Raw genomic sequence first — 23,389 nt, forward strand, 5'->3', positions numbered from 1 at the left:
CGGAACGCTTAAGCGCCCACCTCGAGCGAGCCCGAGCGGATGCGCGTCTTCGCGTACAGCGCGAGGATGATCGAGCCAAACACGCAGGTGAGAATCGCATTCGTCACGAAGGCCAGGAGGCCCTGCACGATGACCTTATCGAACGGTTCGCCCATGAGCGTCACGTCGAGAATCCACGCGAGAACGCCCCATGCAACGAAGTGACCCACGATGACCGCGAGGTTGAAGCGCACGAGATCCCGGCGCGGGAACTCCCCCTCGTTTACGCGGTTACGAAGCATGAAGAAGCCCACGATGAGGCCGAATACAGCCGTCGGAATCTCCCACGAAAGCCAAATGCCGTAGCCGGTTGCGTCCGCGAGAATATGCCCCACGAAACCGGCGATGCCCGCGACGTACGGGCCATACAGGACCGCGAGAACCGCAAGGAGAGCGTACTGGAACGTGATCGATTGATTCGGCACGGGGACGGGAATCGCGACGAAGCGGCTCAGGACAAAAAAGAGGGCGGCACCGATACCGATGGCGACGACCTGCGTCACGGGAGAGACCTTACGGGTCACGGGAAGCGGTGCACTCGACGTAGGGGTTTCAGGGGTAGACATGAGGGGATCCTTTACTTTTCGACCTTCTCGAACACGACGTGCCAGCTGTTGCCGCGCCCGAGGTGGAAGGCATTCGCGTACGAGCCACGATTGATCGCGACAGCCACGCGATCAAGGGAATTCACGTAGATGAGCGATTCGCCAACCTCGACGTGCGCGAAGCTCGGCGCATACACGAGGCTCGTCGCGTGAACGGTTTGCCCGTTATGGGTGATCGTGAGGCGCACGTAGTCGCCGTGGAAAATACCGGCCTCTTCAAAGAAGGTGCGCGGGATGGACGTCCACAGGGAGCCGTAACGGTTATCGTGCGCGTCAATCGTGCCCGTAAGTGCGTTGCCCTCGATCTTCGGCGCAAGCACCGGGAGGGTCACGACCTCACTCACCTCGCGGCTCGGGCCGACCTGCTCGTACGTGATCGTTCCGCTCGCGAGCCGCGCACCGGTGAACGCGTAAATGTCACGCCCGTGGAAAGTGTAGGAATGCGCCGAACCTTCGCGCCGATTGAAATGCTCGTCGATCTCGCGCAGCTCCTCGATCCCGAAAAGCTTCTCGATGTGAGTGAGGGTGCCGTTGTTCGGGGTCACGACGTAGTGGCCGGTCGACGTGCGCGCCACCACGCTCAAGCGATCCGAGCCAACACCCGGATCCACGACCGAAACGAACACCGTGCCTTCGGGCCAATACGACACGACCTGCGCGAGGCGGTAGGAGCCCTCCCAAATGTCATAGGGAGGAATGTTGTGCGTGACATCGTGGATGCGCAATTCGGGGTGCACGCCCGTGGCGACGCCGTACATTGCGCTCACGGCGCCATCGACGTACCCGAAATCCGATTGCAGAACGAGCGGTTTCACCGCGCACCCTCCCTCTGTTCACCTGCACTGATACCCCCACAAGGATAGCGAGCGAGGCAAGAGGCATGAAGCTCCGTGGCGAAATGTGAACACCGCCGCAGGGTGCCTGTTGACATCTGTCATTCGCACGCGTGACAAAACCCAGCGAAGCTCCTGACGTTTTCCACTACTGGGTTCGCGAGCGATCGCGAAGAGTGGAGACATGAACACGGCACACACCCCCATCACCGTCTCGAACCTGACCCGCACATACGCGGGCGCAAAGAAAAAGAAAGCCTTCACCGCGGTGGACGGCATTTCCTTTCACGTCACCGAAGGCGAGGTCTACGGCCTCCTCGGCACGAACGGCGCAGGCAAAACGTCAACTCTCGAAATCCTCGAAGGCCTCGCACCCGCCACAAGCGGGAGCGTATCGGTCCTCGGCATGGACCCCACGAAGGACCGCGCGAACGTTCGCCCCCACACGGGAACCATGCTCCAATCCGGCGGCCTGCCCACCCAACTGACCGCCGCTGAAACGATTCGCATGTGGGCAGGAACGTGCTCGCAGCCGATGCCCCCAGAGCGGGCCCTCGACGCTGTCGACCTCACGCACCGCGCGAAGGTCAAGGTCGGCTCGCTCTCCGGCGGTGAACAGCGCCGCCTCGACCTCGCCTGCGCCCTCGTTGGGCAGCCCTCGATCCTCTTCCTCGACGAGCCCACGACCGGGCTCGACCCCGAATCGCGCCGCCGCGTATGGAGACTCCTCGAGAACCTCAAAACGCAAGGGGTCACGATGATCCTCACGACCCACTACCTTGAGGAAGCCGAGCGCCTCTGCGATCGAATCGGGATCATGCACCGAGGAGCAATCGTCCTCGAAGGCAGCCTGCGAGACATCGTCTCCACGGAAGCATCGGTGATCCGCTTCGGCGTCGGGGACGGGTCCGACGCCGCCGGCGCCTCCACCGCCCCTCAGCCTCCCGCCCTTGCCGGCGCCCAGGTCACTCGCTCCGGCTCCACGTACGAAGTGCGAACCGATCACCTTCAGGAGCACTCGCTCGCCATCTTGCAGTGGGCGCGAAGTGAGCGCCTCGCCCTGCGCGACTTCTCCTCGACCCCCGCATCCCTCGAGACCGTCTTCATGCGCGTGGCAGGCGAACAGAACTGACGGGCGCGCAGCAGACACCAAAGCTTCCACCGAAAGGACACCCCATGACCACGGCAACAGCCACAGCACATTCCACACCCCGCTCGAGCCGCCTTTCCCGCACGATTGCCCTCGCGCGCGCCGAGCTCACGCAGTTTTTGCGCAATCCCACTCTCCTGTTCATGGCGCTTCTCTTCCCCCTTGGCCTCACGGTCGCCATGTTCGTGCTCAGCTCCACGGGCGGCGGCGAGGCCTTCGCCGCCTCGCTCGCTCTCGAAACGTCCGTGCTTATGACGATGCTTCTCGTCGTGTACTACTCGGTTCTCTCGATGTCGACCACTCGGCGTGACGAGAAGGTCCTCAAGCGTCTGCGCACCGGAGAGGCGAAGGACTCGGATATTCTCGTGGCGATTGCTGCCCCGAGCTCCCTCCTCGCCGTCGTGTTGATGGTGCTCGCCCCAATCCTCCTCATCGTTCTCGGTGCTCCCGCACCAGTCAACGTCGTTCCTCTCATCGTCGCTGTCCTCGGCGGGATCGCCGTGAGTGCGGCACTCGGATTCCTCACGAGTGCCTTCACGATCAACGCCGAAGCCGCCCAGATCACCTCGCTACCCGTTATGGTCCTCGCGATCGCCTCCCAAAGCACCTTCCGCGCGCTCATGCCCGAACAGGTCACGCGCATCATCGACCGCACACCCTTCGCGCTCATGGGGGACCTCGCACACCTGGCATGGTCGGGAACGACGGTCACCGGTGGGTTCGAGCCGCTCGAATCCGGCGCGGCTCTCGCGGCCGCAACCGCGCCCATGCTCATGCTCGCACTGTGGGCCATAGCGCTCCTCGTGCTCGTGCCGAGGGTCATGAAGTGGGAATCTAACCGGTAAACCGCCGACTACGACCCGTGGGACACTGGTGGGGCTTCTCTCGGCCCCGCCAGTTTCCCCTTTTCCGCCAACAAACAGAGGACACCGCATGAGCACCGCCCCGGGCGACCACGCCGCAGAACCGGCGCGCGTTCGCAGCATGGAGAAATACGCGCTCTACACGAAGTGGTCCGTCGCGCTTGCGGCACTCTTCACTTGGCTCCTCTTTGCCATCCCCAGTATCACGGCAACAACCTCGAAGCACGCGGGCCTCACACCTCTGCTGTGGGCAGTCGCCACGGCTGCCCTCACGCTCTTCGTGAGCATCACTCTCCTACGCGAACCCGCATTCGAACTATTTCCTGAAAGACGGGGACGCGCGCGTGGAGCGAGGGTCAGTTTCATTCTGGTGCTCGTGAGCTGGATCGTGTGCATCCTCGTGTCCGTGCTCGCGCCCGTTTCGATCGGGGCGTGGGCAAGCGTCTACGCGATTCTGTGCACCGCGCTCTTCGCACTCGCCCACGCGCCGTGGATGCGACACAAGTGGATCGCCGTCACCGTCGCCGCCCTTCTCACGTGCGCAACGCAGCTCAGGATTGACGCCAGCACCGCACTCACATCGATCTGCATTCCCCTCATCTTCCTCACCGCCACGCTCTCCGCCTTCTGGGGCCTCGACGTTTTGCGCGACGCTGACCGGGCCCGCAAACTCGATGCCGAACTCCACGTCAGCGCGGAACGACTCCGCTTCGCCCAAGAGCTTCACGACACGATGGGTCAGAGGCTCGCGGCGATCAGCCTCAAAACACAGGTGGCGATCGCCCTCGTCGAACGTGGCGATAGGAACGCCATGAAGGAACTTCGCGAACTCCAGGAACTCGTGAAGGCCAGCACCGCCGATATGCGCGCCGTCGCCCACGGCTACCGGCGCATCAATCTCGCCACGGAGATCGCCGAAGCCCGTGCGCTCCTTGGAGCCTCACACATCAACGTCCGCGTCGACGGCGACTCCCTCGACGTTCCCGACAGCCGTCGAGAAGACGCCGCCTGGTTCGTCCGCGAAGCCACCACCAACATCCTCCGCCACTCCCACGCCACGAGTGCGCGCCTCACTCTTGCCGAGGACAACGTGGCTATGACGAACGACGGCGCGCTCGAAAGCCCCGGCCCACTCTCGGGTCTCGAGTCGCTCCGCCGCCGCGTGGCCGTAGCGGGCGGAAGCATCACCGTCGAGCATGACGCCCCGCACTTCACCGTGCGGCTATGCTTCGACGAGGGGCCGGCGAGTGTCAGACCCGCCCCCACCCACACACCCGAGGAGAGCGCATGATCCGCATCGCCATCGCCGACGATGAAACCCTCGTTGCCTCTTCCCTCGCGACCCTGCTCGGGCTCGAAGAGGATTTCGAGATCGCCACCGTGTGCGGCTCGGGCGAGGAGATACTCGAGTGGTGGGCCCGAGACACCGGCGGCGCCGACGTTCTCGTGTGCGACCTGCAGCTTGGCGGGATCGACGGCATCGAAACTGCGCATCGCGTGCGCGAGAAACACCCCGGTGTGCAGGTGCTTATCGTGACGAGCCACGCACGGCCCGCAGCCCTCAAGCGCGCGCTCGAACGCGGTATCGCGGGATTCCTCCCGAAAACGTCGGACGCGAAAGAGTTCGCCGCGGCCATCCGCACCGTCCACGCCGGACGGCGCTACCTCGACCCCGAAACAGCGGCCCTCGCGATCAACCAGGGCGACAGCCCCCTCACGGTCCGCGAGCGGGAACTACTTGAACTAGCGGGGCGGGGCCTTTCCATCGACGACATCGCCTCCGAAGCGCACCTCGCGGCCGGAACCTGCCGAAACTACCTCTCGAACGCGATGGCAAAAGTTGGTGCGGCCAACCGCTTCGAAGCCTTCACCGTGGCGCGCGACCGCGGCTGGCTCTCGTCATGAGCACGTTGCCGGGCAGGGAGTGCCGGTTCCACGGCTTTGAGAGGGGAGCAAACAGACTAGAGAGCCCCTTCAGGTGTCGTAGCGTCGCTTTTCTCCCCCAGGAATTAAGGCAAAACCAGGGAGGGGCCCCGCGCCGCAGCGCGAGACCCCTCCCGTTTAAGCCCTAGGGCTCAGCGGATCATGCTCAGGCGTCGGCCTGGCCGTCACCTTCAGCCTCGGTTGCAGGCTTAGCGTCCTTGGCGGACTTTGCAGCCATCATGCCGCCAGCGGCGAGCAAAGCCGCGGCGCCTGCGGCGACCGGAGCGGCCTCGAAACCGGTGCGCGGAAGCGGACCACGGTTGTTTTCTGCATCCTTCTTAACCTTCTTGACCGGCTTCTTCGGCTGCTTCTTCTCCGGCTTCTTGGGAGCGGGCGCAACCGGAACAGCCGCGTCGCTCGGGTCCTTGCCGGGCGCAGGCTGTGCCGACGGCTCCTCGGGCTTGGGCTCCTCGGGCTTCGGCTCTTCCGGCTTCGGCTGTTCCGGCTTCGGCTCGGGCTTGGGCTTGGGCTCTTCCGGCTTAGGCTCGGGCTTCGGCTCCTCAGCCTCATCCCAAATCGGCAGAACCTGCACGACCGTCGGGCGCGGGCCGGTCTGGTTGTACTCAGGGAAGAAGGAGTGCTGCTCGCTGAACTTGCCATCTTCACCCGGGTGCTGAACCGACACGAATGCCGAGTAGTCCTCGTCGCGAACGATCGGGCCACACGTCTCTGCCTCGCGAGGCACAGAGAGGAACTGCTCGACGTTGCCGCGCATGTCTCCCTCGAGGGTCACGCGGAACAGGCCATCGTTGTAGCCGATCCCGCTCGGGGCACCGTCGGTCGAAATCCAGAGGTTGCCCACAGAGTCGAACGCGAGGTTGTCCGGGCAGGAAATGGGCGAAACCGACGTCGGATCGACGTTGCCGTAGAAGGTTTGGTCGCCACCGTTCGGGTCGCCGGCCACGAGGAGAAGGTTCCACGCGAACTCGGTGCTCGTCTGGTCACCCTGCTCGTCGAGCTCGAGAACCTGACCGTCGCGGTTCTTCTGGCGCGGGTTCACTTCATCCACCTGGAAGATCTCGCGCTTCGAGTTGTTCGTGAGGGCCGCGTACACCTTGCGCGAGTGGTGCGAGGGCTCGACGTCCTCGGGACGGTCCATCTTGGTGGGCTCCACCTTGTCGGCAGCGGTGCGGGTGTTGACCGCAATCTCTTCGACAGTCATGCCCTCAACCTGCGACTTGCCGCCCAGGATCAGCGGAACCCATTCGCCGGTGCCGTCGAACTGACCGTCCGAAGGAACGGCGCCGCTGCCGTCGATTTCTTCCTTGGGCGAGTTGCCGTAGAAGCGCGCGACGTAGAGATCGCCCTCGGTGAGGAGCGTCATGTTGTGCTTGCGATCGCCCTCGACGTACTTCTCCTTGGAGACGAACTTGTACATGTACTCGAAGCGCTCATCGTCACCGGAGTAGACAACCGCGCGGCCGTCCTCGGCGATGATGACGTTCGCACCCTCGTGCTTGAAGCGGCCGATCGCGGAGTGCTTCTTCGGGGTCGAGGTGGGGTCCCACGGGTCGATCTCGATGACGTAACCGAAGCGGTTGACCTCATTCTCGTAGCCGTGGTTGGTCGCGTTGAAACGGTCCTCAATCATATCGAAGCCGTATACGGTCTCGCCCGAGCCGAGCCCGAGGCGGGCGTTCGACTGAATGTTCTCATCGGCAACGAAGTAGCCGTGGAAGTTTTCTTCGCCCGAAAGGAGCGTGCCCCACGGGGTGAGGCCACCCGAGCAGTTCGCGAAGGTGCCGAGGATCGTGCGGCCCTTGGGGTCGTCCTTCGTTATCACGAATTCGGAGCCCGCGGCGGGGCCGGTGAGTTCATACTCCGTGTCGAGGAGGAAGCGGCGGTTGAGTTTTCCGCCCTTCACGTAGGTGTAGGGCGACTTGCGGTCCTTGCGCTCGAGCTCCACGACGGTGAGCCCCTGCGCAGCCATCGTGATGGCGACCTGGTCTTCCTTCATCATGTCCTCCGGGAACATGATGTTCGCGTTCGTGTACTCGTGGTTCACGAACATGACGGCGCGCAGGCCATCCGAGCCGGGGATCTCCTGGATCTCCGTGTAGTCGTTGTTGTACCCGAACTGCTTCGCCTGGGCTTCGGGAGTCTGGTTGTTCCAGTCGAACTCAGGCGAGTCGTCGAAGAGGGGGTCGCCCCACTTGATGACGGGCTCCCAGCGGTAGCCCTCGGGGACATTGAATTCGTCGACATCCTTGTTGACGGGAGCGATGGGGGTGAAGCGGAGCTTCGAGCCATTCGGCGCTTCGGGGGCCGAGCCGATCGTGGGGTTCGGGGCGCTCGGGTCGGCAGCGAAGGCGGCCTGACCCATGCCCTGCGTGCCGCCGGCGGCGATCACGAGGGCGCTTGCGGCAGCACCGCCGAGGAGCGAGCGGCGGCTGATCGCGGCGGAGACGATGTCACCGATGTAGGAGTTGTTGCTCGTGTTGCATGCGGGCTTCGCGCACTGGTTGTCGCACTTGAGTGCGCAGGTCACTGCGGAACGCTTGCCGCGAACGTGATCCTTCATGAGGAGCGGGAGGTGGAGCACCATTGGAGGCATCCCTTCAATGTGGTTGGTGATCGGACGCAGTTACAGTGCTCTACGCGAGGGACCAACATCCGCAGTAAAAGTGACGCCCACGTGAATTTTTTTCAAAGAACAGTCAAGACGTGCGCGTGCCGCCCGCAACGAGGGGCGGATGAAGCACCTACCTACACCCTCACGAAGAAGACACAGGCGGGCGGCGAAAAAGTCCCTGGAAGAGCCGCGGCGCCGTGCGCGGGGTCGCATCGCGCACCTCAGCAAGCGCGGGAACGCGCTCCGCGAGCGCCTTCTCAATGCGCAGGTGGAGCGTCACTTCGGACAGTTCGCAGCCCTTGCACGCCCCTGCGAACTCGACACTCACCACCGGCCCGGCATCGCCCCACTCGACACCAACGATGTGCACTTTTCCGCCGTGCGAGGCGATGTAGGGCGCGAGGTCACCGTCAATCACATCGGTCGCGGCAAGACGCACGGCCTCGACGCGCCTGTCCACCCCGATTTGAGACTCAAACTCCGCGAGGTGGGGCGCCGCCTCGGCAATCATGAGCGCAAGACCCTCGCGAACAGCCTCGGCATCGTTGCGCCAGGAATATCCCGCGCGCAGCCACACCCAGAGTCCGTGAGGCTCCGCCACGATTCGTTCAAGCTGCGGCAGTGCCTCGGCAATCGGCTCCCAGCCAAGCGGCAACGACGCCCCCTGCACGCTCCACCTCAGCGCTCGCTCCGCCCCGGTTACGCTCGTCGGAGCGGGGGTGGCATGGCCAAGACTTGGCACGGCACGCTGGGAGTGGTCGGGCAAAGCGTGAGGTCCGACGCTTGCCGGGGAACCGTCGGAACCCACGCCCACTACAGCGCTCCCACCGCGAGCTTCGCGATAAACGCTCCCACCCACGCGAGCGCGAACATGTAGCAGAAGGCGAGGGCGGGCCATGTCCACGAACCGGATTCGCGACGCAACGCCGCGATGGTACTAGTGCACTGCAGCGCGAACACGAAGAACACGAGGAGCGCGGCTATCGTGCCTGGCGTGAAGAGGAGCTGGCCTTCGTGCGGTCCGGGACCCCACGTGAGAGAGGAGAGAGCATCGCCGGGGTTTTCTGGATCGGACGCACTCGCGATCTGCCCGAGCGTCGAAACGAACACTTCGCGCGCGCCGAGCGAGGCCACGACACCGACGCTCACGCGCCAATCGAAACCAAGGGGCTCGAACACGGGCTGGACGGCCTTGCCGAGGCCCGCACCGTAGGAATGCTCAAGCTGGTAGGTCGCCACGGCCGCCGAATCGGACTGGTCGATGCCCGCGGCCGCGAGCTCCGCATCGCCCACGGCCGGGAGGTTGAGCAGCGCCCACAACACGAGTGTGAGCAGGAGGATGATGCGTCCCACCTTCGTGAGAAAGCCCTTCACGGGAATCCACGTGTTCGTCACGAGCTCGCGCACCGTTGGGATGCGGTAGGTAGGCATCTCCATGTAGAAGGGGAGGTTTGCCCGACCGCGCCCAAAAATCTTCGAGAACACCCACGCCGAGCCCATCGCAGAGCATGCCCCGAGCACGTACAACCCAAAGAGCGCCGCGCCCTGCGCGCCGATCACTCCGCCGAGGCGGGCATCGGCCGGGACCAGCATCGCAATCAACATCGTGTACACGGGAAGACGTGCCGAGCACGTCATGAGAGGGATCGTAAGCATCGTCGCGAGCCGGTCGCGGGCCGACGGCAGCGACCGCGTCGCCATAATCCCCGGAATCGCACACGCGAGGCTCGAGAGCATCGCGACGAACGCCCGGCCCTCGAGGCCCGCACCTGCCATGACCCGATCCATGAGGAACGCCGCCCGCGACATGTAGCCGGACGCCTCGAGGATGGCGAGCGCGAAGAACAGCAGGAAAATCTGGGGAACGAACGTGAGAACGCCGCCCACGCCACCGATCACGCCATCGGCCACGAGACCGGCAAGCCAGTCGATACCGATATTTTCGCGCGCAACATCTCCGAGGAACGCGAAGCCCTCTTCGATCCAGCCTTGAATGGGAGCAGCGACCGTAAAAATAAGCTGGAACAGCGCAAACATCGCCGCAAAAAACACGAGGCTGCCCCACACGGGATGCAGCAGCACCGCATCGAGCTTGCGGGTGCGGGCGTGGGTGCCGGGCGCGCGATAGTGCGCGGCTTCGAGCACCGAATCGATCCACGCAGCGGAGCCCTTCGGGTTGGTGGGAGCGGCAATGGCGGGGCTCGGCCAGTCCTCCTCCGACGCCAGCTCGGCTTTCAGCGCGTCGAGCTCTCGGTGGTTTCCGGCCGTCACGACGAGAACGCGGTGGCCAAGCGCCTTCGACAGTGCCGCGACGTCCACACTGCCGCCGCGCGAGAGGAATTCGTCGGCATGGGTGAGCGCCACAAGGATCGGCAGACCCGTGCGTTGAAGCTGTGCAATGAGCCCGAGCGAGCGGCGCATACTCGTCGCGTCAAGCACCGCGATGAGCGCATCCGCGCGGCTTTCATCGCTGAGCGATTCGAGAACAACCTGTTCATCGGGGCTGATGGGGTCGAGCGAGTAGGTGCCCGGGAGGTCCTCCACCTGGGCGTCGATTCTCGCGCCGGAGGCGTCCTGCACTTCGACGCTACCCACGAACCTGCTGACCGTGACGCCCGGGTAGTTCGCGACCTTCGCCCGCATGCCCGTGAGGGCGTTGAACACCGTGGATTTACCGGCGTTCGGGTTGCCCACGAGCGCAAAACGGCGCGCGCCGGTATCGCGCGGCGCTTCCGGCGCCGCATCGTGGCAGGTCATGCTGCCTTCTTCTCGACCGAGTTGTTGGGGTGCTCATCCCCAACGTGCACGAGGATGCGTGCCGCGTCGCGCTTTCGAAGGACGATTTCGCAATCGGCAACGCGGAACACGAGCGGGTCACGCATGGGCGCCTTGCGCACGAGCTCAACCTCGAGACCCGGGTGGAAGCCCAGGTCAAAGAGGCGGCGGCACAGAACAGAATGCGAGTCACGATACGCCGCGATGATCGCCGTGACCCCCTTCGGCACATCGCTCAAGGCGATCGTCGAAGCGAAGGGGCAGTCGAGGGTGCACACGAGCGCACGCGAGGTGAGCTCGTTGGCGAGCGACGTCATCTCGGGATAGGCAACTGACATATTTGCAAGGTTAGCATTGCCTAATCTAACTAGGAAGGGACGTGGGGCACGCCACCGTCGGACCGAAGAACCCCCGGGCAGTGCCGCAGATCTGAATACTCAGTGAACGAGCTGCAACATTTCACCTCCTGCCTTGCCGTAAATTCCCCGCCATTGGTCTTCTTAAAGCGGCTTTAGAAAACCGTTCACTTCTGCCACTCTCCGAAACCCCTTACCCACAAAGGAGACCATCATGGCCACATCCCCGATCGCCCGCCGCTCCCTCCTCGCCGCTGGCGGGGCCGCCTTCGCCGCCGCAGCAGCAGGATGCGGCGGAGGGAACAAAGCCGACGTCAAGGGCGCCACGAACGAAATTGGCGACGACCCGACAAAGATCAAAGGCACGATCACCTACGCCTACTGGGACATCAACCAGGAGGCCATGCTCACCGACGTCATGAAGGCCTTCAACAAGAAATACCCGAACGTCAAAGTCCAGCTGAACATGGTGCCGTTCAAGGACTACTTCACCAAGCTTCGCGCGCAGGCTTCGTCGAAGGCTCTTCCCGACGTCTTCTGGATGAACGGCCCGAACTTCCGCTCCTACGCGGAAAACGGCCAGCTTGCGTCCCTCAAAGCCCTCGTCGACGACGGGCTCATCGACCCGAACAAATACCCGAGCGCACTCGTCGACATGTACACGGTCGACGGCGAACTCTTCGCGACGTGCAAGGACGTCGACTGCGTAGGTATCTGGTACAACAAGAAGCTCTTCGACCAGGCCGGCGTTGCCTACCCGGACGAAACCTGGACGCTCGACACCTACAAGGAAAAGGCACTCGAGCTCACCGACAAGCTTCCCGACGGCGTGTGGGGCTGCGCTGAGGTTTTCTCGCGCACAGCCTCCTACTACCACTCGATCGCCATCAACGGCGGATGGGTAATCTCCGACGACAAAAAGAAGTCCGGCTACGACGACCCCAAGACGATCGAGGGCGTGAAGTTCTGGCGCGACCTCATCGAGATCGGCGCATGCCCCGACCAGGAGTTCCTTGCTGAAAACTCGTGCTACGGCATGTTTGAAGGCGGCCAGGTGGCCATGCAGTGGTCAGGCAACTGGCGCGTTGGCGCACTCATCGGCTCCTCCGTGAAGAACGACTGCGCCGTCGCGTATCTTCCCGGCGGCGACGACCGCAAGACCGCCGTGCACGGCCTCGGCCACGTGATCTCTGCAAACACCAAAAACCTCGCTGCCTCCCAGGCCCTCGTGACCTTCCTTGCGGGTGAAGAAGCAGCCAAAATCAGCGCGGAATCCGGGATCGCGCTCCCCGCTCTCGAAGGCACCCAGGATCCGTACGTCGACGCCCAGCCCGGCTATAACCTCGAGGTCTTCGTCGACCAGGCACACAACTACGCCGTGCCTTTCCCCGTCTCCAAGACGTGCCCCGAATGGGAGGAACTCGAGGGTGAATACCTCTCGAAGGTCTTCAACGGGGAAATCACCGCGGAGGACGGCTGCCGCGAGCTCGCGAAAGCGATGAACGAGGTCCTCGAAAAGGAAAACAGCTAAACGCCCGGACTCTCCCTACCCCTTGACCGAGCCCTCCGTGAGGCCACCGCGCCAGAAGCGCTGCAGCACGAGAATGAGGATCGCGAGCGGGATCACCGAGAGCAGCGCGCCGCCGGTCGTGAGCTGGAAAAACTCCGGCAAACGATCCGTTTGCGCGCGCCAGTTATCGAGGCCCAGAGTGATCGGGTAGAGCTTCTCGTCGGCAAGCATCACGAGGGGCAGGAAGTAGTTGTTCCAAATCGCCACGAATTGGAACAGCAGGATCGTCACCACCGCCGGCGTGAGCTGAGGAAGGGCAAGCCTGTGGAACAGCCCAATCTCGCTCACGCCGTCGAGACGCCCCGCCTCAAGCATCGAATCCGGAACGGCCGCACTCGCGTAGATTGACGCGAGGAACAGACCGAACGGGCTCACGAGCGACGGAATAAGCACGGCCCAGTACGTGTTTGTGAGCCCCACGCTCGAGAACAGGAAAAACAGCGGGAGCGCGGTCGCGGTGCCCGGCACGAGCACACCACCGAGCACGAACGCGTACACGGCCCTGCGGCCGGGGAAGCGGTATTTCGCGAGCGCATACCCCGCGGCGACCGCGAAGTAGGTCGCGAGCACCGAGCCCACTCCCGAATACAGAAGCGAGTTGAGCGCCCAGCGCGAGAAGATCCCGCCATTGGCCGTAAAGACAGCCTTGAGGTTGTCGAACAGCAGGAATTCTTTGCCAAACCAGAAGCCGCTCGTACCAAACAGGTCCTCGGTCGACTTCGTCGCGTTCACGATCACCCAATAGACCGGCACGAGGAAGTACATCGCGACGATCGCCAAAAGCGCCGTCACAATGATCGTCGTCGCTGGCTTGCGACCGGCCGAGCGGGCACCCGAACGCTGATCCCGCTCAAGGCGCATAGCCTGCTTCTTCCTCGAACGTTCGCTGACGTGCGTCGTTTGCGTGGCGCTCATCGCTTCCTCTCCGCCCACGAGGAGACCCCGAGAGCAATGGCCGAAAGAACAAAGGCCGAGACCGCGATGATTACGGCCTGCGCGGCCGCCATCCCAACCTCGTTGTATTGGAACGCGTACGCATAGGCGCTCATGTTCGGCGTGTACTCGTTCGTGATGCCCGAGCTCATCGTCATCAGTAGGCGAGGCTCCGCGAACAGTTGGAGCGTGCCGATGATCGAGAAGATGATCGTCAGCAAAAGCGCCGGCCGAATGAGTGGCAACTGAATGGAGGTCACGATCTTCAAGGGGCCGGCCCCGTCGATGCGGGCGGCCTCGTACAGCTCACCGGGAATGGCCTTGAGCTGGGCGATGATGATGAGCATGTTGTAGCCCGTATACGTCCAGGTCACGATGTTCGCGATCGACCACAGCACCATGTCTGGGCTCAGGAAATCGGCCTCAATTCCCACGAGCTGAAGCGCATCAACGATGGGGCTCAGACCCGGGATGTACAGGAACGACCAGAGGATAGTGGCGATCACGCCCGGAATGCCGTAGGGCAAAAAGTAGGCGCTTCTAAAGAATCCCGGCCATTTCGCCGCGGCACTTTCGAGAAGGAGCGCGAGGATCGTTGCGGCGACGATCATGACGCTCACCTGCACGACGCCAAAGAGGATCATGCGCCCGATCGAGGCCACAAAGTTCTGGTTCGCGAGCGCGGCGATGTAGTTATCGAAGCCCGCGAACGAAGTCTCGATACCTCCCTCGCCGAGGAGGCCGTGGCGCTCCACGGTCGTGAAGCTGTAGCCAACCGCCATGATGATCGGCACCACCATCGTGCCGATGAACAGCACCAAAAACGGTGCCATAAGTACCCAGGGTGCCCACTTCGATTTCATCGCGCCTCCTCCGCGTTGAGGCCCATGCCTTGCATAATCTCGGTGATGTCTTTCTGCGTGACCGCAAGGAGGTCCACGAGGGGCTGCTCACCGTTGATCGCTTTCGTCATTCCCGTGCCCACGACGTCCATGAAGCGCTGCATAAGCGGCGCCCACGTCCATTCGAGGTTCTGCCCCTCGGCCATGGGCACCATGACCTCTTCGTTGTAGTTTTGGCCCGAGAAGAACTCTGATGGTTGTGTGCGGGACTCACCGATGTAGTCCGCCGACGGCGACCAGCCGATACCGCAGTTCTCGATCATCGCGTCGATTCCCTCGGGGCTCGTGCACATCCACGTGCAGAATTCGAGGGCCTCGGCCGGGTGCTTACTCGTGGAGAGGATTGCCGCTGACGAGCCGCCGTGGGCTCCCGAGGCGTAGCCATCACCCCACGTTGGCATGGGCGCGACGGCCCACTTACCTTTGGCGCCCGGCACCGCTTCGATGAGAGCGTCGCTCCACGATCCGGAGATCGTGCTCAGCACCTTGTCGTCACCCGTGGCCGCCATCCACGGCGTCGAAAACGCGCCGTATCCGGTGCCCACGAGGTTGTCGGCGAGGATGCCATCCCAGAACTCGGCGACCTTGAGCGATTTCTCGTCGGTCATGTTGATGACCCATCCATCGCCCTCGGGCTTGAACCACGTGGCACCCGCCTGCATGGCCCACATGACGAAGTAGGAACCGTCGCTCGGATCGAGGGTAAAGATCGTCTTACCCGCATCCTTGACGGCGCCCGCGACCTCGCGGAACTCGTCCCATGTGGACGGCGGCGTAAGGCCAAGCTCCTCTTCGAGCACTTCGCGATTGTAGAAGTTTGCGACGGGGCCCGTGTCTTGCGGAACGGCCCACACGGACTCGCCCACTTGCGCTTGCGCGAAAGCGCCCGGATCAAATTTGTCTTTGACGATCCCGTAGCGAGAGAGGTCCACGAGGGCGCCCGCGAGCGCGAACTCGGGGACGGAGCGGAGTTCAACCTGCGCAATGTCGGGGCCGCCTCCTGCGGCTACAGCGGAGAGAATCTTGGCGTAGCCGCCACTTCCGCCGCCGGGGATCCATGAGGCTTCCACGTGGATGCGGTCTTGGCTCCTGTTGAATACGTCAGCGACTTTTTGAAGGTCTTTGACCCACGCCCAGTAGGTGAGCTTTACGCGATCCTTCGACGGTGGGATTGTGGCTTCGGCGTTAACCGAGCCGGGGTTTGGTGGAGCGCAGCTCGCGAGGGCACCCGCGAGTGCGGCGCCTGTTCCGGCGAGCGCGGTACGCCGCGTGATGGGTTTCATGGGACCTCCTTGTCGATCCGCAACGGTGCGGCCCTCGACGTTGGGTCGGCCAGCACCCATGCGGCCTGCATCACATTTTATTATACGCCTACCCCTCGGACCTGGGCAAACACCACGCCGTCCAACCGAAAAGGCCGAAGAAAGGGGCCGCGGCGTCGCTAGTTTTGACGCGCTTGACGGGCTGCTTCTACCTCGAAAACCGAGCAGCTGAAAGAATGGGGCCATGGCTGAATTGGTGGATGTCGCGCCCGGAGTCCTCGTGCACACCTCGCGCCACGAGGCACTCAATAGCGTTGTGCTCGCCTCGATCAGCGAGGCGATGCTCGTCGATCCGGGAGGGGAGGTCGATGAGCTCGATGACATCGCTGACCAACTCGACGAGCGCGGCTTGAGCGCCCTTTCTGGCTTCGCCACCCACGCCCATCACGATCACGTCCTGTGGCATCCGGCTTTTGGTGATGTCCCGCGGCTCGCCTCTCAGGCAACCGTCCGCCTTGTCGAAGCCGATCGCGAGCGCCTCCTCGAGCGCGCCGCTTCGGACGATCCGGGCCTTGATTCTCGGCCCGACATCGCCGCGCTGCTCGGCCGGCTCTACCCCACCCCACAGGCTCCGGCCGATGCCCACCGCACATGGCTCCCAAAGGGTGCGGCACCGGACGGCTTCGAGCCCGAATTGCTCACTCACGACGCCCACGTCCCGGGCCACACAGCGCTATGGCTACCCGACCAGCGCATCCTGATCGCGGGCGACATGCTCTCGAGCATCGAGCTCCCTTTGCCCGATCTCGACGGCTGCGACTATCGCGCACGCGTGCTCCAAAAGCGCAGCTTCGACCCTTTCCGCGCCTACCTCGATGCACTCTCACTGCTCGAGCCCTACGCACATGAGGCGCGACTCGTCATTCCTGGCCACGGCCCCCTTGGCACCGATGCGCTCGACAGGCTCGAGCGCGATCGGGCCTACCTCGAGACGATTCTCGAGGGCGGCGATCCCCGTGATGAACGCCGATCGATACCTCGCATGGAGGCGTGGCACGCGCGCCTTCGGGAGGCAGTAGGGCGCGGGTAACCGTCGGACCCTTCTTCCGCGTGGAGAAAAATTCGTAGGCATGCGCGAAAACGGGGAAATAGCGCAGTTATCGACACCTCGATTACGCGAGGCACAATAGGGAAACCCCCGGTCTGCCTTCACGAGGCACAACCGGGGGTCAATCCCTTTACCCTTATCCCCGCACGACGAGACCCCACTTTGCGGGATCCGTGCGCGATGCATTAAGGCAACTACGTCCGCCTTGAAAAAACCAGGAAATGGGCTCACGATTGGCTGTATTTCCTGCAATTCCCCTCGGAAGCGCAACAAACTGCCTGGTCAGCGCCTTGAGCGATTCGCGAAATATTACGCGAGTCACACAATCCGCACGCCACCTTGCACCACTCACGCTCCTTTTTGCATTACGTGCCCGTTCACTCGCATGGCCTGCGCGAGGCCGACGCCCCCGCCCCAAGAATGTACTAACTTCATCAATACGTGGCCCGGCTCACGCGAATAACGTGACCTCTGAAACCTCAAGCTGCAATGGACCAAAGTCCCGCCTACGCTTAAAGCGTCACAGACTCAACGCTGGTCTTTTCGGCGTTTTCGCCGCGGGCCAGACGAACATCCGCGAAAGGGATGAAACTCCATGGCGAAAAAGACACTCGCCCAGCACACCGTTGATCAACTCGTTGCTATGGGCGTCGAGCGCATTTACGGCGTTGTGGGCGACTCCCTCAACCCCATCGTGGATGCCGTGCGCACGACCAAGGGCATCGAATGGATCCACGTGCGCAACGAGGAAGCCGCGGCTTTCGCGGCAGGCGCCGAAGCCCGCGTTACGGGCAAGCTCGGCGTATGCGCAGGCTCGTGCGGCCCCGGCAACACGCACCTCGTTCAGGGCCTTTACGACAACCACCGCGACTCCGTCCCGGTTCTCGCGATTGCTTCGCATATCCCGAGCGAAAAGATCGGGACCGGCTTTTTCCAGGAGACCCACCCCGAGCTTCTTTTCAACGAGTGCTCGGCCTTCTGCGAAATGGTCAATTCGGGCAACCACGGCGCGCAGATGCTTCATAACGCCGCGCAAACCGCGCTTGCGAAGAAGGATGTTTCGGTCCTTGTGATTCCCGGCGACATCGCCAGCCAGGAGGTCACGATTGAAGCGACCCGCACCCTCACCACGACCTTCGGCGCGATCCAGCCGCAGGCCTCGGTCGTCGAGGAACTCGCCCGCCTCGCGAACTCGGCAAAGAAGATCACCCTCTTTGCCGGGGCCGGTATCGAGGGGGCACGCGCGGAAGTCCTCGAGCTCGCCGACACCCTCAAGGCGCCGATCGGGCACGCTTTCGGCGGCAAGGAGTTCATCCAGTACAACAACCCGTTCGACGTGGGCATGAGCGGCCTGCTCGGCTACGGCGCTGCCTACGAGGCAACTCACGAGTGCGATCTTTTGATCCTGCTCGGCACGGACTTCCCGTACTCGGAGTTCCTTCCCCGCGAAGGCAAGCCGAAGGTTGTGCAGATCGATGCCGACGGCTCGCGTCTCGGCCGCCGCGTGCCCCTCGATCTGGGCGTGCACGGCGATGTGGCTCTCACGATCCGCGCGCTGCTGCCCCAGCTCAAGCAGAAGAAAAACCGCTCGTTCCTCAACTCGATGCTGCGCAAGCAGGAGAAGGAGCTCACGCACGTCGTCAACTCGTACACGAAGCGTGCGTCGCGCCTCAAGCCGATCCACCCGGAGTACGTTGCGAGCCTCCTCGATGAGTTCGCGGACGACGATGCTGTGTTCACGGTCGATACGGGCATGTGCAACGTGTGGGCCGCACGCTACATCGAGCCGAACGGCAAGCGCCGCATCTTCGGCTCGTTCCGTCACGGCACGATGGCTAATGCCCTCCCCCAGGCGATCGGCGCCTCGGCTGCACAACCCAACCGCCAGGTCATTTCGATGAGTGGCGACGGCGGCCTCGGGATGCTCATGGGCGAACTTCTCACGGTGCGCCTGCACCAGTTGAACACGAAGATTGTCGTGTTCAACAACTCGAGCCTCGGCATGGTGAAGCTCGAGATGCTCGTGGCGGGCCTTCCCGATTTCGAGACTGACCACGATTCGGTGAACTTCGCGAAGATCGCCGAAGGTGCCGGCATCCCCTCGATCCGTATCGAGAACCCAAAGACCCTGCGCAAGGACCTCAAGAAGGCTCTCGCCGCCCCCGGCCCCATGCTCATCGACATTGTGACGGATCCGGACGCGCTTGCGATGCCTCCGAAGATCACGCTCGAGCAGATGAGCGGTTTTGCAACCGCGGGCGGAAAGATCGTGCTCGAGGGCGGCGTGGGCAAGATGGTGAATCTTGCGAAGTCGAACGTGCGTAATATTCCGCGACCCGGAGCGTTCTTCTAGGAACTCTCGCGAGCGGCTAAGGCGAAAGGCGGTCTCCTTTAGGAGATCGCCTTTTGCAGTTGGTCTGCGGCGACACGCACGGCTTCAACCATGTCGAGGTCGCGCGAGGAGTCACTTCCCTGCCAGGTGACGGCCACCGCGGCAACGGGCCATCGGGCGCCGTCAAAAACGGGGAGCGCCACCGAGCGGTGCCCCTCGAGAACCTCGCCGTTTTCGACGGCGTAGCCGCGCGTGCGTGTGTCGCGTGCGTCGGCGAGCGCGCGGGCAACGGGGAATGCTGGGCCAACGTCGGCACCGAGATGAGGCTCGAGCACGGTTTCTCCCGTGAACACTGCGGCGAGCTGATTGGCTGGCAGGGCGCTGAGAATTGCGCGGCCACTTGCGGTGAGGTGGGCAGGCACGCGCACGCCGACGTCGGTGGGGTAGGAGGCGGGTTTGCTGAGGCGTGCTTCGACGACGTAGAGCACGTGGCGGCCCTGAAGCACGGCGACGTGCGAGATCTCGCCGACTCGATCCGTGAGACGTTCGGTCACGCGCTTGCCGAGGCGCGCGAGCGGAGCCTGCCGGGTGTAGCCGAAGCTGAGTTCATAGGCGGATGGGCCAAGGCCGTAGGCGTGCAGGTCCGAGTAGTGGAGAACGAAGCCCTGATCGAGGAGTTCGGCGAGGATGTCGTACGTGCTCGAGCGCGGAATATCGAGTTCGCTCGCGATGCGCGAGGCGGCGATGGGCCTCGAGCGCTGCGCGAGGTAGGTGAGGATCCTCAACGTTGAGGCGGCTGCGGGTACTTTCGACGGCATAGGGCACACACTATCGGGCGCGCCTGGAGCGAATCCATTTGGATACAGTCCATCCGCCCATAATGGTGGGTGTGAACACCGTGAGCAGTACCGAAAGAAGTCCGTGGCAAGGCCGAGTCGACGGCGAGGGGGTCGCACATGCGCGCTGGCATCAGCGCGTGTCGCTCGTGAGCGAGAATCAACCGCCCAAGGGCCCGCACGTGGCTCTCGCGGGTTTCGCCTCGCACGAGGGGGTGCGCCGAAACCACGGTCGCGTAGGAGCCGCCGAGGCGCCGGCGGCACTGCGTTCGGCTCTTGCAAGCATGGCTCTTCACGGCTCGCTCGCCTCGGGTGAGGTGGCTCTTGCCGACTGGGGCGACGTTGCGACGATCGGCGAGGCTCTCGAGGAGGCGCAGGCGGCGATGGGGAGCCTGACGGCCACCGCGCTCGGCACCGAGGGCAATCGCCTCACGCTCGTGCTCGGTGGCGGCCACGAGACCGCGTGGGCGAGTTACCTCGGGCTTCGCGAGCACCTTGGCGGCGAGGGATCCGACGGTTGCCGCCTCCCATCGTGGGGTGTTCTCAATCTCGACGCTCATTTCGATCTGCGCAGCGCCCCGACGCCGACGAGCGGGACTCCGTTCTTGCAGATGGCTGAGGCGGAGGCGGCCGAGGGGCGCTCCCTCAATTACGCCGTGCTCGGGATCGCGGAGCCAGGCAATACGCGCGCTCTGTTTGAGACTGCCGATGCGCTTGGGGTTGAGTACCGCACGGATCTGGAGTGCCTTGAGATGGGTGCCGAGGGCGTCGCGCGGTTCGTCGAGGAGTTCGCCGCCCGTATCGACGTTCTCTACCTGACGATCGACCTCGACGTGCTGCCCGCCCACACGGCGCCCGGGGTGTCGGCCCCGGCGGCACTTGGCGTGGATTTGCCGATCATCGTGGCGGCGGTGCGGGCCGCTGCGCGCACCGGGAAACTCTCGCTCATGGACATAGTCGAGCTGAATCCGCGCTTTGACGTGGATGGACGCACCGCGAAGTCCGCGGCTCGACTCGTGAGCGAGGCCGCGCACATCCTCGCTCGCTGACTAGGATGTGACCTAACCCCTCTTTCCTTCGCGCGACTGGAGCTGTTCATGAGCACTCACGCATCCTCCTCCCCCACGCCTTCCACGAGCCCGGGGCTCATGGAACGCCAAGGCATTGAGATCGTTGCTGAATCCGAGCGCACGGCGAAGCCGAGCGACCTTTTCTGGCCGTGGTTCGCCGCAAACATCTCGGTGTTCGGCATGGGCTACGGCAGCTACATCCTCGGTTTCGGCGTGAGCTTCTGGCAGGCCACGCTCGTGACCCTCATCGGCATCCCGATCTCGTTCTTCCTGTGTGGCCTGATTGCGATCGCGGGCAAACGGGGTAGCGCGCCCACGATGGTGCTCTCGCGCGCCGCGTTCGGCGTTCACGGGCAGAAGGTTCCCGGCATCGTCTCGTGGCTCACTTCGATCGGCTGGGAGACGTTCCTGTCGATCATGGCGGTCCTCGCGACGGCCACGGTTTTCGCGCGCCTTGGTCTCCCGAGCGGCACGCCCGTGCTTATCGCGGCCACGATCGCCGTCGCGGCCCTCATCGTGATCGCGAGCGTGCTCGGCTACCACACGATCATGAAGCTCCAGTCGGTTCTCACATGGGTCACGGGCGCGATCACGATCCTGTACGTGATTCTCACGTTCTCGCATATCGACCTCAATACGGTTCTCGCCGTTCCGAACGGGAGCCCTCAGCAGGTCATCGGCGCGCTCGTCATGGTCATGACGGGCTTCGGCCTCGGCTGGATCAACATCGCCGCGGACTGGTCGCGATACCAAAAGCGCGAGACGTCGGATGGCGCGATTATTTTGTGGAACACCCTTGGCGGCGCGATCGCCCCCGTTCTCCTCGTGTTCTTCGGCGTGCTCCTCGTGGCCTCGGATCCGTCTCTAAGCAGCGGCATCGCGAATGACCCGATCGGTACTCTCGCCTCGATCCTCCCGATTTGGGTGCTCATCCCGTTCTGGCTCACGGCGGTTCTCGCGCTCGTTTCGGGCGCTGTTCTCGGCATTTACTCCTCGGGCCTCACGCTCCTGAGCCTCGGCATTAACATCCCGCGCCCGGCCGCCGCCGCGATCGACGGTCTTATCCTCACGGCAGGCACGATCTACGTCGTGTTTTTCGCGCACGACTTCCTCGGCCCCTTCCAGAGCTTCCTCATCACCCTTGGCGTGCCGCTCGCGGCCTGGGCGGGCATCCTCATCGCCGACATCCTCACGCGCCGCGCCGATTACGACGAGCACGCGCTCTTCGACGCGAACGGGCGCTACGGCTCCATTGACTGGGTCTCGATCCTCACGCTCGTCGTGTGCTCGATCATCGGCTGGGGCCTCGTCGTCAACAACTTCGCCGAGGCGGCCGCGTGGAACAACTGGCAGGGCTACCTGCTCGGCCCGATCGGCGGCCGCAAGGGAGACTGGGCGTTCGCGAACCTCGGGGTGTTGCTCGCGCTCGTGCTCGGCTTCCTCGTGACGCTCGTGCTGCGCCGCGGCACGATCCGCCGGCAGGAGATGGGCCAGTGAGCGCTTTTCCGACGCCCGGGGGGCCCACCTCGTCCGCCTCTTCTCGCGGGGGCGCGGGCGACAAAGCTTCGAAGGCGTGGCTCCTCGTGATCGATCCGCAGGTGATTTTTGCCGAGCAGCCGTCGGACTGGGCCTCCCCCATGTGGGAGGCGGCGTGGGCGAATATCGCGCGCCTCGCGGAGGCATTCGAGGGGCGCGTGATTCTCACGCGCTGGGTTCCGACGGCTGACCGCTCGACCTCGTGGGGCGAGTATTTCGAGGCGTGGCCGTTTGCAGATGTGCCGGCGAGCGACCCACTGTACGACCTCACTCCCGAGGCTGCCGCGCTCGGTGCTTCGCACGTGATTTCCGAGCCAACGTTCGGCAAGTGGGGCGCCCAGCTCACCGCGATTACGGGCGGGAGCCCGCGTCTCGTCGTGGCGGGAGTGTCGACCGATTGCTGCGTGATCTCGACCGTGCTTCCCGCGGCCGATTCGGGTGCGTGGATCACCCTCGTGAGCGATGCGTGTGCGGGCTCTGACCAGGGAAATCACGAGCGGGCGCTCTCAATCATGAGGCTTTTTGCGCCGCAGGTGCGTATCGCTACAACGAACGAGGTGCTGTCCCTGGGTTGACGGGAGGAGGCTCCCTATGTTGTTAATGATAGCGACTCTCATTAACAACCGTTGCTCGCGTTTTTTCGCCGGGCGACATAGAAAGGTGC

General features: G+C 63.8%; 20 protein-coding genes. 10 read left to right on the forward strand and 10 right to left on the reverse strand.

The window, feature by feature from the left end:
• Positions 1-8: 8 nt before the first annotated feature.
• Together HMPREF1484_RS02500 and HMPREF1484_RS02505 are read right to left on the reverse strand one after the other, a co-directional pair.
• The gene (locus tag HMPREF1484_RS02500) at positions 9-605 is read right to left on the reverse strand and encodes an ECF-type riboflavin transporter substrate-binding protein (RefSeq protein ID WP_016663446.1); all 597 of its coding nucleotides are present in this window, start codon (positions 603-605) and stop codon (positions 9-11) included.
• 11 nt (positions 606-616) lie between these two features.
• Positions 617-1,459 (reverse strand): S-adenosyl-l-methionine hydroxide adenosyltransferase family protein, encoded by an 843-nt coding sequence (locus tag HMPREF1484_RS02505; RefSeq protein ID WP_016663447.1) that lies wholly within the window; start codon positions 1,457-1,459, stop codon positions 617-619.
• A 202-nt stretch (positions 1,460-1,661) separates the two neighbouring features.
• On the opposite strand from HMPREF1484_RS02505, the gene HMPREF1484_RS02510 reads away from it, so the two are divergent.
• The 4 genes from HMPREF1484_RS02510 (at position 1,662) to HMPREF1484_RS02525 (ending at position 5,395) form a co-directional block, all read left to right on the forward strand.
• On the forward strand, positions 1,662-2,609 hold the full coding sequence (locus HMPREF1484_RS02510) for an ABC transporter ATP-binding protein (protein WP_016663448.1): 948 nt from the start codon (positions 1,662-1,664) through the stop codon (positions 2,607-2,609).
• Positions 2,610-2,653: 44 nt separating this feature from the next.
• Positions 2,654-3,472, forward strand: coding sequence for an ABC transporter permease (locus HMPREF1484_RS02515; protein WP_016663449.1), 819 nt, complete (start codon positions 2,654-2,656; stop codon positions 3,470-3,472).
• Positions 3,473-3,560: 88 nt separating this feature from the next.
• Complete coding sequence (locus tag HMPREF1484_RS02520) at positions 3,561-4,781, forward strand: sensor histidine kinase (RefSeq protein WP_016663450.1); 1,221 nt, start codon at positions 3,561-3,563, stop codon at positions 4,779-4,781.
• A complete protein-coding gene (locus HMPREF1484_RS02525) occupies positions 4,778-5,395 on the forward strand; it encodes a response regulator transcription factor (RefSeq protein WP_016663451.1) in 618 nt (205 codons plus the stop codon). Before HMPREF1484_RS02520 ends, HMPREF1484_RS02525 begins: the two co-directional genes overlap by 4 nt.
• A 184-nt stretch (positions 5,396-5,579) precedes the next feature.
• On the opposite strand, the gene HMPREF1484_RS02530 is transcribed toward HMPREF1484_RS02525, so the two are convergent.
• From HMPREF1484_RS02530 to HMPREF1484_RS02545, 4 genes are all read right to left on the reverse strand, one after another.
• Entirely contained in the window at positions 5,580-8,018 is a 2,439-nt protein-coding gene (locus HMPREF1484_RS02530; protein WP_016663452.1) for a PhoX family phosphatase, read from the reverse strand.
• Between the two features lie 169 nt (positions 8,019-8,187).
• Positions 8,188-8,715, reverse strand: a complete 528-nt coding sequence (locus HMPREF1484_RS10800; protein WP_051120602.1) for a NifU family protein — start codon at positions 8,713-8,715, stop codon at positions 8,188-8,190.
• 143 nt (positions 8,716-8,858) lie between these two features.
• Positions 8,859-10,802 (reverse strand): ferrous iron transporter B, encoded by a 1,944-nt coding sequence (locus HMPREF1484_RS02540; protein ID WP_016663454.1) that lies wholly within the window; start codon positions 10,800-10,802, stop codon positions 8,859-8,861.
• Positions 10,799-11,158: a FeoA family protein gene (locus HMPREF1484_RS02545; RefSeq protein WP_016663455.1), complete on the reverse strand. Its 360-nt coding sequence runs from the start codon at positions 11,156-11,158 to the stop codon at positions 10,799-10,801. The genes HMPREF1484_RS02540 and HMPREF1484_RS02545 overlap by 4 nt, the downstream gene beginning before the upstream one ends.
• A 232-nt stretch (positions 11,159-11,390) precedes the next feature.
• Between HMPREF1484_RS02545 and HMPREF1484_RS02550 the strand changes: the two genes are divergently transcribed.
• Positions 11,391-12,707, forward strand: a complete 1,317-nt coding sequence (locus HMPREF1484_RS02550; protein ID WP_016663456.1) for a sugar ABC transporter substrate-binding protein — start codon at positions 11,391-11,393, stop codon at positions 12,705-12,707.
• 15 nt (positions 12,708-12,722) lie between these two features.
• Here the strand turns inward: HMPREF1484_RS02550 and HMPREF1484_RS02555 are convergent, their stop codons facing one another.
• From HMPREF1484_RS02555 to HMPREF1484_RS02565, 3 genes are read right to left on the reverse strand one after another with little or no spacing between them, the layout of a single operon-like run.
• Complete coding sequence (locus HMPREF1484_RS02555; protein ID WP_016663457.1) at positions 12,723-13,661, reverse strand: carbohydrate ABC transporter permease; 939 nt, start codon at positions 13,659-13,661, stop codon at positions 12,723-12,725.
• Positions 13,658-14,542, reverse strand: a complete 885-nt coding sequence (locus HMPREF1484_RS02560; RefSeq protein ID WP_016663458.1) for a carbohydrate ABC transporter permease — start codon at positions 14,540-14,542, stop codon at positions 13,658-13,660. The genes HMPREF1484_RS02555 and HMPREF1484_RS02560 overlap by 4 nt, the downstream gene beginning before the upstream one ends.
• Positions 14,539-15,864 (reverse strand): ABC transporter substrate-binding protein, encoded by a 1,326-nt coding sequence (locus tag HMPREF1484_RS02565; RefSeq protein WP_016663459.1) that lies wholly within the window; start codon positions 15,862-15,864, stop codon positions 14,539-14,541. Before HMPREF1484_RS02565 ends, HMPREF1484_RS02560 begins: the two co-directional genes overlap by 4 nt.
• Positions 15,865-16,087: 223 nt before the next feature.
• Here HMPREF1484_RS02565 and HMPREF1484_RS02570 point away from each other — a divergent pair, with 223 nt between their 5' ends.
• Together HMPREF1484_RS02570 and HMPREF1484_RS02575 are read left to right on the forward strand one after the other, a co-directional pair.
• Positions 16,088-16,933 carry an MBL fold metallo-hydrolase gene (locus tag HMPREF1484_RS02570; protein WP_016663460.1) on the forward strand — a complete coding sequence of 282 codons (846 nt, stop codon included), beginning with the start codon at positions 16,088-16,090 and terminating at the stop codon, positions 16,931-16,933.
• A 613-nt stretch (positions 16,934-17,546) separates the two neighbouring features.
• Positions 17,547-19,304, forward strand: coding sequence for a pyruvate dehydrogenase (locus HMPREF1484_RS02575; protein WP_016663461.1), 1,758 nt, complete (start codon positions 17,547-17,549; stop codon positions 19,302-19,304).
• Positions 19,305-19,342: 38 nt separating this feature from the next.
• Here HMPREF1484_RS02575 and HMPREF1484_RS02580 read toward each other — a convergent pair whose 3' ends face one another.
• Complete coding sequence (locus HMPREF1484_RS02580; RefSeq protein WP_016663462.1) at positions 19,343-20,101, reverse strand: IclR family transcriptional regulator; 759 nt, start codon at positions 20,099-20,101, stop codon at positions 19,343-19,345.
• Positions 20,102-20,163: 62 nt separating this feature from the next.
• On the opposite strand from HMPREF1484_RS02580, the gene hutG reads away from it, so the two are divergent.
• From hutG to HMPREF1484_RS02595, 3 genes are read left to right on the forward strand one after another with little or no spacing between them, the layout of a single operon-like run.
• Entirely contained in the window at positions 20,164-21,168 is a 1,005-nt protein-coding gene (gene hutG, locus HMPREF1484_RS02585; protein WP_016663463.1) for a formimidoylglutamase, read from the forward strand.
• Between the two features lie 48 nt (positions 21,169-21,216).
• A complete protein-coding gene (locus HMPREF1484_RS02590) occupies positions 21,217-22,686 on the forward strand; it encodes a cytosine permease (RefSeq protein ID WP_016663464.1) in 1,470 nt (489 codons plus the stop codon).
• Positions 22,683-23,300 carry a cysteine hydrolase family protein gene (locus HMPREF1484_RS02595; protein ID WP_016663465.1) on the forward strand — a complete coding sequence of 206 codons (618 nt, stop codon included), beginning with the start codon at positions 22,683-22,685 and terminating at the stop codon, positions 23,298-23,300. Before HMPREF1484_RS02590 ends, HMPREF1484_RS02595 begins: the two co-directional genes overlap by 4 nt.
• Positions 23,301-23,389: the final 89 nt, after the last annotated feature.

Source organism: Dermabacter sp. HFH0086, assembly GCF_000413375.1.
GTDB lineage: Bacteria > Actinomycetota > Actinomycetes > Actinomycetales > Dermabacteraceae > Dermabacter > Dermabacter hominis.

Bases quoted from the DNA above. Each gene is read 5' to 3' on its own strand.
- HMPREF1484_RS02500 (WP_016663446.1), bottom strand. From the start codon at position 605: ATGTCTACCCCTGAAACCCCTACGTCGAGTGCACCGCTTCCCGTGACC.
- HMPREF1484_RS02510 (WP_016663448.1), top strand. From the start codon at position 1,662: ATGAACACGGCACACACCCCCATCACCGTCTCGAACCTGACCCGCACA.
- HMPREF1484_RS02515 (WP_016663449.1), top strand. From the start codon at position 2,654: ATGACCACGGCAACAGCCACAGCACATTCCACACCCCGCTCGAGCCGC.
- HMPREF1484_RS02520 (WP_016663450.1), top strand. From the start codon at position 3,561: ATGAGCACCGCCCCGGGCGACCACGCCGCAGAACCGGCGCGCGTTCGC.
- HMPREF1484_RS02525 (WP_016663451.1), top strand. From the start codon at position 4,778: ATGATCCGCATCGCCATCGCCGACGATGAAACCCTCGTTGCCTCTTCC.
- HMPREF1484_RS02530 (WP_016663452.1), bottom strand. From the start codon at position 8,018: ATGGTGCTCCACCTCCCGCTCCTCATGAAGGATCACGTTCGCGGCAAG.
- HMPREF1484_RS02540 (WP_016663454.1), bottom strand. From the start codon at position 10,802: ATGACCTGCCACGATGCGGCGCCGGAAGCGCCGCGCGATACCGGCGCG.
- HMPREF1484_RS02545 (WP_016663455.1), bottom strand. From the start codon at position 11,158: ATGTCAGTTGCCTATCCCGAGATGACGTCGCTCGCCAACGAGCTCACC.
- HMPREF1484_RS02550 (WP_016663456.1), top strand. From the start codon at position 11,391: ATGGCCACATCCCCGATCGCCCGCCGCTCCCTCCTCGCCGCTGGCGGG.
- HMPREF1484_RS02555 (WP_016663457.1), bottom strand. From the start codon at position 13,661: ATGAGCGCCACGCAAACGACGCACGTCAGCGAACGTTCGAGGAAGAAG.
- HMPREF1484_RS02560 (WP_016663458.1), bottom strand. From the start codon at position 14,542: ATGAAATCGAAGTGGGCACCCTGGGTACTTATGGCACCGTTTTTGGTG.
- HMPREF1484_RS02565 (WP_016663459.1), bottom strand. From the start codon at position 15,864: ATGAAACCCATCACGCGGCGTACCGCGCTCGCCGGAACAGGCGCCGCA.
- HMPREF1484_RS02570 (WP_016663460.1), top strand. From the start codon at position 16,088: ATGGCTGAATTGGTGGATGTCGCGCCCGGAGTCCTCGTGCACACCTCG.
- HMPREF1484_RS02575 (WP_016663461.1), top strand. From the start codon at position 17,547: ATGGCGAAAAAGACACTCGCCCAGCACACCGTTGATCAACTCGTTGCT.
- HMPREF1484_RS02580 (WP_016663462.1), bottom strand. From the start codon at position 20,101: ATGCCGTCGAAAGTACCCGCAGCCGCCTCAACGTTGAGGATCCTCACC.
- hutG (WP_016663463.1), top strand. From the start codon at position 20,164: ATGGTGGGTGTGAACACCGTGAGCAGTACCGAAAGAAGTCCGTGGCAA.
- HMPREF1484_RS02590 (WP_016663464.1), top strand. From the start codon at position 21,217: ATGAGCACTCACGCATCCTCCTCCCCCACGCCTTCCACGAGCCCGGGG.